Annotated in this window: 10 protein-coding genes; 4 read left to right on the top strand and 6 right to left on the bottom strand. The window is 63.9% G+C overall.

Annotated elements, in window-relative coordinates; genetic code table 11:
• Positions 1 to 18: 18 nt before the first annotated feature.
• Positions 19 to 702 (top strand): COG3650 family protein, encoded by a 684-nt coding sequence (locus AC3RCP_RS07655; RefSeq protein ID WP_009042479.1) that lies wholly within the window; start codon positions 19 to 21, stop codon positions 700 to 702.
• A gap of 110 nt (positions 703 to 812) precedes the next feature.
• Entirely contained in the window at positions 813 to 2,426 is a 1,614-nt protein-coding gene (locus tag AC3RCP_RS07650; protein ID WP_101337024.1) for an NAD(P)/FAD-dependent oxidoreductase, read from the top strand.
• A gap of 66 nt (positions 2,427 to 2,492) precedes the next feature.
• Here AC3RCP_RS07650 and AC3RCP_RS07645 read toward each other — a convergent pair whose 3' ends face one another.
• Positions 2,493 to 3,587: a PLP-dependent cysteine synthase family protein gene (locus AC3RCP_RS07645; RefSeq protein WP_101337023.1), complete on the bottom strand. Its 1,095-nt coding sequence runs from the start codon at positions 3,585 to 3,587 to the stop codon at positions 2,493 to 2,495.
• A 324-nt stretch (positions 3,588 to 3,911) separates the two neighbouring features.
• Here AC3RCP_RS07645 and nhaA point away from each other — a divergent pair, with 324 nt between their 5' ends.
• Complete coding sequence (gene nhaA / locus AC3RCP_RS07640) at positions 3,912 to 5,099, top strand: Na+/H+ antiporter NhaA (protein ID WP_087089228.1); 1,188 nt, start codon at positions 3,912 to 3,914, stop codon at positions 5,097 to 5,099.
• A gap of 79 nt (positions 5,100 to 5,178) precedes the next feature.
• Here nhaA and AC3RCP_RS07635 read toward each other — a convergent pair whose 3' ends face one another.
• The gene (locus AC3RCP_RS07635; protein ID WP_007923357.1) at positions 5,179 to 5,643 is read right to left on the bottom strand and encodes an outer membrane lipoprotein; all 465 of its coding nucleotides are present in this window, start codon (positions 5,641 to 5,643) and stop codon (positions 5,179 to 5,181) included.
• Positions 5,644 to 5,816: 173 nt separating this feature from the next.
• Here AC3RCP_RS07635 and AC3RCP_RS07630 point away from each other — a divergent pair, with 173 nt between their 5' ends.
• Positions 5,817 to 6,053 (top strand): hypothetical protein, encoded by a 237-nt coding sequence (locus AC3RCP_RS07630; RefSeq protein WP_009047374.1) that lies wholly within the window; start codon positions 5,817 to 5,819, stop codon positions 6,051 to 6,053.
• 13 nt (positions 6,054 to 6,066) lie between these two features.
• On the opposite strand, the gene pdxH is transcribed toward AC3RCP_RS07630, so the two are convergent.
• The 4 genes from pdxH to AC3RCP_RS07610 form a co-directional block, all read right to left on the bottom strand.
• Positions 6,067 to 6,714 (bottom strand): pyridoxamine 5'-phosphate oxidase, encoded by a 648-nt coding sequence (pdxH, locus tag AC3RCP_RS07625; protein WP_009047373.1) that lies wholly within the window; start codon positions 6,712 to 6,714, stop codon positions 6,067 to 6,069.
• A gap of 31 nt (positions 6,715 to 6,745) precedes the next feature.
• A complete protein-coding gene (locus AC3RCP_RS07620) occupies positions 6,746 to 7,930 on the bottom strand; it encodes an OmpA family protein (protein ID WP_492569470.1) in 1,185 nt (394 codons plus the stop codon).
• A gap of 140 nt (positions 7,931 to 8,070) precedes the next feature.
• Positions 8,071 to 9,216, bottom strand: a complete 1,146-nt coding sequence (locus AC3RCP_RS07615) for a serine hydrolase domain-containing protein (protein WP_492569468.1) — start codon at positions 9,214 to 9,216, stop codon at positions 8,071 to 8,073.
• A 219-nt stretch (positions 9,217 to 9,435) separates the two neighbouring features.
• On the bottom strand, positions 9,436 to 11,859 hold the full coding sequence (locus tag AC3RCP_RS07610; RefSeq protein ID WP_492569466.1) for a beta-galactosidase: 2,424 nt from the start codon (positions 11,857 to 11,859) through the stop codon (positions 9,436 to 9,438).
• Positions 11,860 to 11,935: the final 76 nt, after the last annotated feature.

The raw sequence follows: 11,935 nt of genomic DNA, 5'->3' as shown, positions 1-11,935 counted from the left end.
TTGATTGGAGACCCGACGATGCGTGCCGCCCGTTCCCTTGTTTGTATTGCCCTGCTCCCCCTGTTTGCCGGTTGCCAGATGCTGTCGGTGTTCGATGGCCAGTCCCGGACGCAGTCCCAGGCCGGCCAGACCCGCATGCAGGGCACGCTGACCGCCGCCGACGGCCAGTTGCTGTTCAAGCCCTGCGTCGGCGAGCAGCGTTATGTGGTCAAGGACAACGGCGGTACCAGCATCCTCCAGGAAGCCGCCAGCCTGGCCGACCAGCAGGGCACGCTGTTCGCCGACCTGCGCGGGCATTTCTCCCCGAGCAAGTCCGGCGGCGCCGACAGTGAAGTGGCGCTGAGCCAGCTGTATCGCGTCGAACGCTCGAACGACGCCTGCAGCGATCCCGACTTCCCGCGCCTGATCCTGCGGGCCAGTGGCAAGGCCCCGGACTGGAACGTCGACGTCAGCGCCAAGGGCATGCGCATCGAACGCGCCGGCCAACCGGCGCTGGCGCTGCCCTACCTGGAAGAGCAACTGGGCGACGGCCGTTTCAACCTCAGCAGCGAAGCCAACAACCGCCACGTCGAACTCTGGGTCGCGCCGCAGCGCTGCGTGGACAGCAAGACCGGCAGCGTGCAGCACCTGACGGCGGAACTGCGGGTCGATGGCCAGGTCCAGCGCGGTTGCGCCTATTTCGGCGGCTCGCGCAGCGACTGAGGCGACGGGCAACCGTTTTAACCTCACGGGGTCCGGGCTTTGCGGCTTATAATCGCCGGTTTGTAAAACCGCCCTGACGCATTGGTGCGTCCCGCGAACCGGACCCTGTCATGTTACGAATCACCGAACTCAAGCTGCCGATCGACCATCCCGATGAAGACCTGCGCCCTGCCATCCTGCAGCGCCTGGGCATCGCCAGCGAGGACCTGCTCGACTTCACCCTGTTCAAGCGCAGCTACGACGCGCGCAAGAAGTCATCCGAGCTGTGCTTCATCTATACCCTCGATCTGAACGTGCGCGACGAGGCCAGGCTGCTGCACAAGTTCGCCGACGACCGTAACGTCAACCCGGCGCCGGATGTCAGCTACAAGGTCGTCGGCCAGGCGCCCACCGACCTGGAACAGCGCCCGATCGTGGTGGGTTTCGGCCCCTGCGGGATTTTCGCCGGCCTGCTGCTGGCGCAGATGGGCTTCAAGCCGATCATCCTCGAGCGCGGCAAGGAAGTGCGCCAGCGCACCAAGGACACCTGGGGCCTGTGGCGCAAAAGCGTGCTCAACCCGGAATCCAACGTGCAATTCGGCGAAGGCGGCGCGGGGACCTTCTCCGACGGCAAGCTGTACAGCCAGATCAAGGACCCGAAACACCACGGCCGCAAGGTCCTGCACGAGTTCGTCAAGGCCGGCGCGCCGGAAGAGATCCTCTACGTCAGCAAGCCGCACATCGGCACCTTCCGCCTGACCGGCGTGGTCGAGAACATGCGCCAGCAGATCATCGCCCTGGGCGGTGAAGTGCGCTTCGAGCAACGGGTGACCGACGTGCTGATCGAAGACGGCCAGCTGGTCGGCGTCGAGCTCAACAGCGGCGAACAGATTCACTCGAAACACGTGATCCTGGCCCTCGGCCACAGCGCCCGCGACACCTTCCGCATGCTCCACGGCCGTGGCGTGTACATGGAGGCCAAGCCGTTCTCCGTGGGTTTCCGCATCGAACACCCGCAGTCGTTGATCGACAGCGCACGCCTGGGCAAGTACGCCGGTCACCCGAAGCTCGGCGCCGCCGACTACAAGCTGGTGCACCACGCGAAGAACGGCCGTTCGGTCTACAGCTTCTGCATGTGCCCGGGCGGCACCGTGGTGGCGGCGACCTCCGAGCCGAACCGCGTGGTCACCAACGGCATGAGCCAGTACTCGCGCAACGAGCGCAACGCCAACTCCGGCATCGTGGTCGGCATCACCCCGGAAGTGGATTACCCGGGCGGCCCGCTGGCCGGTATCGAGCTGCAGGAACGCCTGGAATCCCACGCCTTCGTGCTCGGTGGCAGCAACTACGAAGCACCGGCGCAACTGGTCGGCGACTTTATCGCCGGCAAGCCGTCCACCGCCCTGGGCAGCGTCGAGCCGTCCTACAAGCCGGGCGTCGCCCTGGGCGACCTGGCCCTGGCCCTGCCGGACTTCGCCATCGAGGCGATCCGCGAAGCGCTGCCGGCCTTCGAGCGGCAGATCAAGGGTTACTCCCTGCACGACGCGGTGCTGACCGGGATCGAGACCCGCACCTCGTCGCCGCTGCGCATTACCCGCGACGAATCGATGCAGAGCCTGAACGTGAAAGGCCTGTACCCGGCCGGTGAAGGCGCCGGTTATGCCGGCGGCATTCTGTCGGCCGGTGTCGACGGGATCCGCATCGCCGAAGCGGTGGCACGCAACATCCTCGGGATCGAGGCGTAAAAAAAGGCCCCTTTACAGGGGCCTTTTCACAGGCAGGCTCGCTCCCCAAGGAGCGGGCTTGCAGCCTCAGATGCCAGCGCGCAATACGCTGGCCGGCAACGCCTCGCCACGTTCCACACTCGCCGCCACCGACTCGATCAAGGCCGTCAACTGGTAACCCTGGGCGGTCAGCCAGTCCTGATCGTAATAGGTGGTTGCATAACGCTCGCCACCGTCACACAGGATGGCGACGATCGAACCACTCTCGCCGGCCTGTTTCATCTGCTGCGCCGCCATCAGCGCGCCGATCAGGTTGGTACCGCTGGAACCGCCCACCCGCCGTCCCAGGCGCTGCGCCAGGTAATGCATGGCCGCCAGCGACAGGGCATCCGGCACCTTGACCATCGCATCGATCACCTTGGGCAGGAACGACGCCTCGACCCGTGGCCGGCCGATCCCTTCGATGCGCGAGCCGCAATCCAGGCGCAGGCTGGCGTCACCGCTCTGGTAGTAATCGAAGAACACCGAACGCTCGGCGTCGGCGCAGAGTACCCGGGTGCAATGCTGGCGATACCGCACATAACGCCCCAGGGTAGCGGTGGTGCCGCCGGTGCCCGGACTGGAGATCAGCCATTTGGGCTCCGGGTAGCGCTCGAAGCGCAGCTGCTGGAAGATCGACTCGGCGATGTTGTTGTTCGCCCGCCAGTCGGTGGCGCGCTCGGCGTAGGTGAACTGGTCCATGAAATGCCCGCCACCCTCCCGGGCCAGGCGCTCCGACTCGGCGTAGATCTGCGTCGGGTCCTGCACCAGGTGGCTCTTGCCGCCGTAGAAGGCGATCTGCGCGATCTTTTCCTGGGACGTGGTGGCCGGCATCACCGCAATGAACGGCAAGCCCAGCAGGCGCGCGAAATAGGCCTCGGAAATCGCCGTCGAACCACTGGACGCCTCGATCACCGGCGCCCCGGGCTTGAGCCAGCCGTTACACAGCGCATAGAGGAACAACGAACGCGCCAGGCGATGCTTGAGGCTGCCGGTGGGATGGCTGGACTCGTCCTTGAAATACAGCTCGATGCCCGGCAGGCCCGGCAGGGGCAAGGGGATCAGGTGGGTGTCGGCGCTGCGCTGGAAGTCGGCTTCGATGATCCGGATGGCCTCGCGGGCCCACTGACGGTTGTCGCTCATGGTGTTTTCTCGTTGGCTCGAACGCCACACAGGACGCAGAAAGATGAAGTGCACCCAGCATAGGCGATCCAGGCACAAGGAAAATCGGGCGCTGCAACAGGCAAAAGTCCCCGGCCCGTCGGGATGGGGCCGGACATGTTAGGAAACATCCCCGGTCTCTCACAGGTACAGTTTTGAATCAATTGGATACACAACTGCTAGGCTGGTTTTCCAGCAGGCCGCTGCCGCGCTGCATATAACAAAAAAGAATATAACTTTTGTTTTAACAACTAACAGTACGGGTTAGGGTGTGCCACCTTTTTGGTTTTCTGATGGAGAGCGACCTTGCCTCTGCGTAGCACTTTCACGCGTTTCTTTCAGTTGGAAGCTGCCAGCGGTCTGTTATTGATTGCCGCTGCCGTGCTTGCCCTGATCATCAACAACTCACCGCTGTCCTGGCTGTACAACGGCCTGCTGGACACTCCCGTGGTCGCCCAGATCGGCGCCCTGAAAATCGCCAAGCCCTTGCTGCTGTGGATCAACGACGGCCTGATGGCCATGTTCTTCCTGCTGATCGGCCTGGAGGTCAAGCGCGAGCTCCTCGACGGCCACCTGTCCAAGCCTTCACAGATCGTCCTGCCGGGCGCCGCCGCCATCGGCGGCATGGTGGTACCGGCGCTGATCTACTGGTTCCTCAACAAGGACAACCCGCCGGCGCTCAGCGGCTGGGCGATCCCCATGGCCACCGACATCGCCTTCGCCCTCGGCGTGCTGGCCCTGCTGGGCAAGCGGGTTCCGGTGTCGCTGAAGCTGTTCCTGATGACGCTGGCGATCATCGATGACCTGGGGGCCATCATCGTCATCGCGATTTTCTACTCCGGCGCCCTGTCGACCCTGTCGCTGGTACTCGCGGCTGCCTGCCTGGCGGCGCTGGTGGCGATGAACCGCCTGGGGGTGGTCAAGCTCGGGCCGTACATGATCATCGGCCTGATCCTCTGGGTCTGCGTGCTCAAGAGTGGCGTCCACGCGACCCTGGCCGGCGTGACCCTGGCATTCTGCATCCCGCTGCGCACCCGCAATGCCGAGCCTTCGCCGCTGCTGAGCCTGGAACATGCGCTGCATCCGTGGGTCGCCTACGGCATCCTGCCGCTGTTCGCCTTCGCCAATGCCGGCCTGTCGCTGCAGGGCATCACCGTGGAAAGCTTCACCCACTATGTGCCCATGGGCATCGCCATCGGCCTGCTGCTGGGCAAGACCGTCGGCGTGTTCGGCCTGACCTGGCTGGCGGTGAAGATGGGGCTGGCCGCCCTTCCCGGCGGCGCCAACTGGGGCCAGGTGCTGGGCGTGGCGATCCTCTGCGGGATCGGCTTCACCATGAGCCTGTTCGTGGGTTCCCTGGCCTTTGTGCCCGGCAGCAGCGAATACGCCGGCATGGACCGCATGGGCATCCTCACCGGCTCGCTCTTCGCCGCCCTGATCGGCTACGCGGTGACGGCCGCGGCCAGCCGCAAGAACCCACAACTGCCGGCATAACCGCCGGCGTTGCCAGGGCTGAAAACACAAAACCCCGACCAGTTGCCTGGCCGGGGTTTTGTTTTGTCGCGGTTAACGCTTAGTGGGCGACACGGCTGGTGCCGTTGACGCTCATGATGCGTACGCGCTCGCCAACGCGGAACACTTCGTTTTGTTCAACTTGTTGTACATAGGCACGCATGCTGCCGTCGTCTTCACGCACGGTGATTTCCACGCCCTGGGTACGGGTCAGGCCTTCCTCGGTGGCGGAACCGATCAGGCCGCCCGCCACCGCACCGATGACCGCCGCCACGATGCTGCCTTTGCCGCCGCCGATGGCGCTGCCGCCAACGCCGCCGACCGCTGCACCAGCGAGGCCGCCGATCGGGGTCTTGGTGCCTTCGATTTTCACCGGACGCAGGGATTCGATGGTGCCCATGCGAACGGTCTGTACGCGACGCGCCTCGTCACGGGAGTAAGAGTCACCGGACAGATTGGATTGGCAACCGGTGAGCAACATGGCCATCGTGGAAAAGGAAGCAACCAGCAAAACAGACTTACGCATAGGATCAACTCCAAAGGACAGATAATCATTAAACTCCGCAGCTTGACGCCTGTCACGGCGTCGCCCGGATAAAATGTGTTCCATTCAGCAGCAGTACAGACTGCTTGCCTATAAAAACTCTTCACACGGTAGCGCTTATTTCCCGAGTTGCGCCACCGGCCAAAGGATTTTCCATGGATTACTTCATCATCGTCGTGACCACCGTTGCCGGCCTGTACTTCCATTGGTGGCTGTATGTACGGATCAAGCGCTGGATGGACCGGGACCTGGCGCTGTCGCTGGCCGGCGGGGACGAGAAGAAGAAATCCTTCATGCTGCAACAGCTGGCGAATGCTCATCGCCAGAAAGTAAAACGCCGGGACCTGCCACAGTGGCTAGAAGCCGCCGCGGCCGGTTATCCCGGCGAATGACCTGATTCCTGGTTCAGGGGGCCAGGCGCTCACGCACCCAGTCGGCACCTTGCAGGCGGTAGTTCAAGCGATCGTGCAAACGGCTCGCGCGCCCTTGCCAGAACTCGATGCGCTCCGGTAACAGGCGATAACCACCCCAGTGCTCGGGGCAATGGGGCTGGGTATCGCTGAAGCGCTCCTCGGTGTTCTTGAGCAAGGCTTCCAGCTCCTGGCGATCGGCGATCACCTGGCTCTGCGGCGATGCCCAGGCGCCCAGGCGGCTGCCCAGCGGGCGGACCTGGAAGTAGGCATCGGACTCCTCGGCGGTGACCTTGACCACCCGCCCCTCGATACGCACCTGACGCTCCAGGGCCGGCCAGAAGAAGGTCATGGCGGCAAAAGGCCGTGCGGCCAGTTGCTGTCCCTTGGCGCTGTCGTAATTGGTGAAAAAGGTGAACCCCTGCGCATCCAGCCCCTTGAGCAGCAGGATGCGGCAATGGGGGCGCCCCTCTTCGTCAACGGTCGCCAGGGTCATGGCGTTGGCCTCGACCGGCGGCTGCTCGGTTTTCACCGCCTGTGCGAACCACTGGTGAAACAGTGTGAAGGGCTCGACCGGAGCCTGGGCTTCGGTCAGTCCGTCACGGGTGTAGTCGCGGCGCATGTCCGCCAGTCCCTGGGTCATTGCAGGTTCCTTTTGCCCGATGCCTGATGAATCAGTTCTTCGCCTGTTCGGTCGCGGCCTTGGCCGGAGCCTTGGCAGTGGTGGTCTTCTTGGCGGTTTCTTTCTTCGCTACAGGCTTCTTGGCTGGGGCTTTTTTCGCCGGAGCGGCTTTCTTCGCCGCGACGGCTTTCTTCGAGGAAGCAGCAGGAACGACTGGTTTCACATCCTGTACGGCAACCAGTTCAGCCTCGGATGGAGTCGGCTGGTTGTACTTGCTCAGCAGGGCCAGCATGGTGCTGCGCTGGGTGACGATGATTTCCACGCGACGGTTCAGCGCACGCCCTTCGGCGCTGTCGTTGGCCGCACGAGGCATCACCGAACCCATGCCACGCAGCATCAGGCGATCGCGCTTCAGGCCAGTGAGGCTGAAAATCGCGGCGACGGACTGCGCACGGTCACGACTCAGCTTCTGGTTGGCCGCCGCGGCACCGGTGGTGTCGGCATGGCCCAGTACCAGCACGGAAGTCTTGGCGTCGGTACCCACGGCCTTGGCCACGCGGGTGAACGGGCTCAGGGTGACCGGCAGCAACATGGCCGGGCGATCCGGGTTGAACGAACCGTCGACCGGGGCGGTCACCACCAGGGTGTTCTCGCGACGCTCCAGTTGCAGGCGGCTGTCCTTGATGGCTTCACGCAGGCGCGGCTCGTAGTCGTCCAGCCAGGCCTGGGTGATTTTTGGATCCGGCATCGGGATGTCTTTAACATCTGCCTTGGTCGGAGACGTGGGCTGCTGATTGAAAGGCCACCACCAGTTGCCGGTCTCGGTCTTAGCGACCTTCGGGGCCGCTGTCGCGGCGTCCGCCTTGGCCTTGGCGTCGGCTACTGGCTCTTTGACTGCTTCTTTGCTCGTGTCCTTGGAAGGGAACGGCCACCACCAGTTGGTGGTTTCGGCCTTGGCGGCCGGAGCAGCGGCGGAAGCGGTTGCGGTTGCGGTTGCGTTTTCGACCTTGGCCGCTGCAGGAGCGGTCGCGGACTTGGCGGTGGATGTGGCGGCGGACTTGGCCGCGGAAACTTCGTTGGCAGCTGCTTTTGCTACCGGTTGCACCGCTTCCTTGCTGGCGGCCTTATCGGAACCGAAAGACCACCAGTGCCCTCCTTCTGCGTCATTTTGTGGAGTTTGTGCACAACCGGTGACAGTGAGGCAAAGAGCCAAGGCTAAAGACTTGTTCGACGACATGGGATATCCACAAAATGAGATCAAAAATTACGGTCTCTACGAACCGTACAAACAGACGCTTTGAAAGTATAAAAGCCACAGGGTTCCTTGCTGATGCTTTTACTCATGTTTAGGCAAAAAAATTCCTGACAGCAACTTTTTTACAGACAATCCGACAGAACCCTCACCAACTTCTGCGCCCTTGGATCCATTAGCACGTACGGACCCAGGGTATTGGTGACAAAACCGAAGGCCACATCGTACTCAGGATCGGCAAAGCCGATGGAGCCACCCGCTCCCGGATGGCCGAAGGCGCGTGGGCCGAGACCGAAGGTCGCGTTGGCCACCTGCGGCTGGTCAAGCATGCAACCCAGGCCGAAACGGGTCTGGGTCAACAGGGTCTTGTCCATGCCGACGCTGTGTTCGCGCGTCAGCTCTTCGAGCATGTCCGCTTCCAGCAGGCTGCCATCGAGCAGACCGCTGTAGAACCCGGCCAGGCTGCGGGCATTGCCATGGCCATTGGCCGCTGGCTGTTGCATGCGCCGCCATTCCGGCTTGTTGGTACTGGTCATGATCGACGGCGGGTTGGTGAACGCCCGGGTGGTCATGGCCGTGGGTTCGCGCATGGTCACTTGCAGCAGGCGCTGCGCGGCCGCATCGCCGACATTGCCCTTGCCCCGGGCGATGTGTGCCACGCGGTAAAACCCCTCGTCCGCCAGGCCGACATGGAAATCCAGCCCCAGCGGCCTGGCGACCCGTGCCACGATGGACTCGCCGGGACCGCGCCCGTCAGCCCGACGCAGCAGCTCACCCACCAGCCAGCCGTAGGTAATGGCCGCATAACCATGACCTTCACCCGGTGTCCACCAAGGAGCCTCCGCCGCGAGGGCATCGACCATGGTTTGCCAGTCGTAGAGCGCCTCCGGCGCCAGCAGCTCACGCAAGGCCGGAAGCCCGGCCTGATGGCAGAGCAACTGCCGCAGGGTGATCGCTTCCTTGCCGGCCGCGGCGAACTCAGGCCAATACCGGGCAACTGGCGCGTCCAGCTGCAACTTGCCTTCGGCCACCAGTTGCAGGGCGGTGACCGCGGTAAAGGTCTTGGTGCAGGAAAACAGGTTGGCGATGGTATCGCTGTGCCAGGCCTCGCTGCCGTCCTTGTCGGCGGTGCCGGCCCAGAGGTCGAGCACGGTTTCCCCGCCGATCTGAATGCACAACGCCGCGCCGCGCTCCTGGGGATCCTCGAAGAGTGCCGCGAAGGCTTCGCGCACCGCCTCGAATTTAAGCTCGTAATGACCCTGAATCTGCACCCGTGACTCCCCCAGACCATGCTCTACAAAGTGGTGCGCATTGTTCCAGCCCTTGAGGGTTTTGGGAACAGAAGCGAGCCCGGTGGCGATCCACCGGAAGAATTGTTCAGAAATCGACAGACATTGAACGCAGCGCGGGCCGGTCAGCCCCTACGGGTGACAGCAGAGGCGGACCGGCCCGCGTGAGGGAAGCCGTACCCTAAAGGCCTGGCTCAGCGATCAATGGCCATTGCCCGAATGACCACCCGCATGGCCGCCGCCCTGCCCTGCGCCCTTGCCATCATGGCCCGGCTTGCCACCATCGGCATGACCAGCGGTCTTGTCGGCCTCTGCCTTGGCCTTCCCGGCTTCCTTGCCCAACTGCTCAAGGGCCTGCAGGTTGCTCTTGCGCACGCTGTCGACAAACCCCTGGAACGGCACATCGGTAATGCCCACCAGGCCGAAATGGCCGTTCTCGCCGTCCAGCAGACGGCCGGTGACCGGTTGATCAAGGTACTGGAACCAGTGCACACCGACAATCGACGGCTCGTTCAGCGCCTGCTTGAGGAATTGGGTATAGGCCGGGCCGCGATCCTCCTCCCGCACCAGCTCGGTCACACCACCCCAGAATGGGCCGCGATCCCGGGAGCCGAAGTTGAACTCGGTGATCAGGACCGGCTTGTCCAGCGTGTTCAGCCGGGCAAAGTCGTAACCGTCCTGTGGCTTGAGGGTGTACATGTTGAAACTCAACACATCGCAATACTGGGCGCAGGACGCCACAGCCTCGGGGGTGCTGATGGCGAAGCGTCCACCCAGCAGCAGATGATTCGGCGCGTGCCATTTCAGCGAATCGGAAATGGTCTTGAAGTAGGTGTCGGCAAAGACCTTCTGGAAGTACTTGAAGTCGGCTTCGATCTCCGGATGCTCAGGGCTAGGCAAAGGCGGCTCGAACCCCGGGTCTTCCATCAGCTCCCAGGCGGTCAGGTTGATGCCCCAGGCCTTCGACAGGCCCTCCTGGTTACGGTACTTGTCGCGCAGTTGCTTGAGGAACGCACGCTTGGCCGGCACGTCGGTGGTCATGCGCAACGTGCCGTATGCCAGGGCATAACGCGACTTGGGGTCGTCGCCGGGGCCGGCCCAGGCCAGTTCGTTGTCGGCGAAGTAGCCGATCAGCCAGGGATCGTCGCGGTGATCGCGGGCGGCAATGGCCACGGCGCGCTCGGTGGCCATGGCGAAACGCGGATCGAACGGATCGGGCATGCCGCCCCACCAGTCGGTGCCGGTGCTGATGCTTGCATAGTCGCCGACGATCGACAGCGGCAAGGTGTAGGGCACGCGATCGTTCAGGCCCAGCGCCGGCGCGCTCCAGTTGCCGATGGTGTTGAAACCCCAGGCTTGCAGGCGATCCAGGGTGTGGCTGGCCCAGCGTTTCTGGTCCAGGGCTGCGGCAGGGCAAGCTGGCGCGGCTGGCGGCTCGGTGCCCGACCCGGCCTGTGCCTCCTGGGCGTCGGCCTTGGCGGCATCCGCCACACCGGCCTTGGTTTCACTGCCCGGGGTGCAAGGCACACCGTAGGTGCGTTGCAGGTTGGCGCCATAGAAGTCGTACCAGCGACCGGCGTTGTAGGCACGGCCCTGGTCGGCGCCATTGCCGCCGCGGTTGTCCCCTTCGCCGTAATAACCGGCCAGCGGCTCGCCGACGTTGGGCAGTGTCGCGAACATCCACTCACGACCGGCAACGTAGGTCTGGCTATTGTCCGCCGCGACCGCATTGACCCCCAGGGAATAGAACGGATGCCCCTGGGGCGTCACCAGATACCAGCGGCCATCGCGCTTCTCGGTACGGAAGAAACCACTGGCCTTGAAGGCCGGCCCGTTGCTCCAGCCACCGAAGGTGTCCAGGGAGGCGCGCTCACGTTCGGCCAGCCAGGTTTTCAGTTGCTGTTGTTCCTTGCTCGCGGCGGCCTTGAGCTGCTCGTCGCTGGCGATCTTTTCCGGCCACTTGGCCCGGGTCGACTGGCCATAGGCATCCACCAGACCACCGTAGGCCGCCTTGGCCACCGCCTCGCCGTCCTGGACGCCGAAACGTTCGAGCAGGATGCTCTGGGCGGCTTTCGGGTGATCCATGGACAAGGTCACCGAGACCACCTGGCTACGGTCCAGCTCGCCTTCGCTGCTGGCCAGCAGTACGCGCTGGCCTTCGAAGGTCATCGGCATCGGCGGACCGGCCTTCATGCCCTGGCTCAGCGGCGAACTGGCAACCAGCGGCACCAGCAGGGTCTGCGCCGGGCCGGCCGGCAGGTCGATGCGACTGACCAGGGTCTTGCCGTCATTGCTCTGGATCTTCACGTACAGGGTCAGGGCCCAGTTCATCGCGCTCTGGATCCGCAGGCTCATGACCCCGGACTGCGACCAGTCCCAGGCACCGGTCTGCGGGGTCAGGCGCAGGCTGGGTTGAATCGCCGGATTGAAGGTCACCCGGCGCAGCACTTCGCCCTCGGCTGTCTGCTCCGCGTTGGATTGCGGCAGGCTGGCATCTACTGTCGCCACCTGCACCACATCGGCAGGCCGGACAAAGTTGAACAGCGTCTGTTGCCCCGCGGGCGCGGCGAGCAGCGGCGTGGCGAACAGCAGAGCAAAGACAGCGGGTAACGAACGGCGAATCATAGGGACCTGGTGCTCCTTAACGGCCGATGAGCGGCCTGTGTGCAATCAGAGGGATATGCAATGGACAACGCGGCCG

It is taken from the genome of Pseudomonas sp. GW822-FHT05A08 (assembly GCF_058800485.1).
Note: the sequence above shows the minus strand (reverse complement) of the source record. Positions and strands in the feature narration are given on the sequence as shown.

Excerpts from the sequence above, each read along its gene's own strand:
- AC3RCP_RS07610 (WP_492569466.1), bottom strand. The coding sequence starts at position 11,859 with ATGATTCGCCGTTCGTTACCCGCTGTCTTTGCTCTGCTGTTCGCCACG.
- AC3RCP_RS07645 (WP_101337023.1), bottom strand. The coding sequence starts at position 3,587 with ATGAGCGACAACCGTCAGTGGGCCCGCGAGGCCATCCGGATCATCGAA.
- AC3RCP_RS07635 (WP_007923357.1), bottom strand. The coding sequence starts at position 5,643 with ATGCGTAAGTCTGTTTTGCTGGTTGCTTCCTTTTCCACGATGGCCATG.
- AC3RCP_RS07650 (WP_101337024.1), top strand. The coding sequence starts at position 813 with ATGTTACGAATCACCGAACTCAAGCTGCCGATCGACCATCCCGATGAA.
- AC3RCP_RS07630 (WP_009047374.1), top strand. The coding sequence starts at position 5,817 with ATGGATTACTTCATCATCGTCGTGACCACCGTTGCCGGCCTGTACTTC.
- AC3RCP_RS07655 (WP_009042479.1), top strand. The coding sequence starts at position 19 with ATGCGTGCCGCCCGTTCCCTTGTTTGTATTGCCCTGCTCCCCCTGTTT.
- pdxH (WP_009047373.1), bottom strand. The coding sequence starts at position 6,714 with ATGACCCAGGGACTGGCGGACATGCGCCGCGACTACACCCGTGACGGA.
- AC3RCP_RS07620 (WP_492569470.1), bottom strand. The coding sequence starts at position 7,930 with ATGTCGTCGAACAAGTCTTTAGCCTTGGCTCTTTGCCTCACTGTCACC.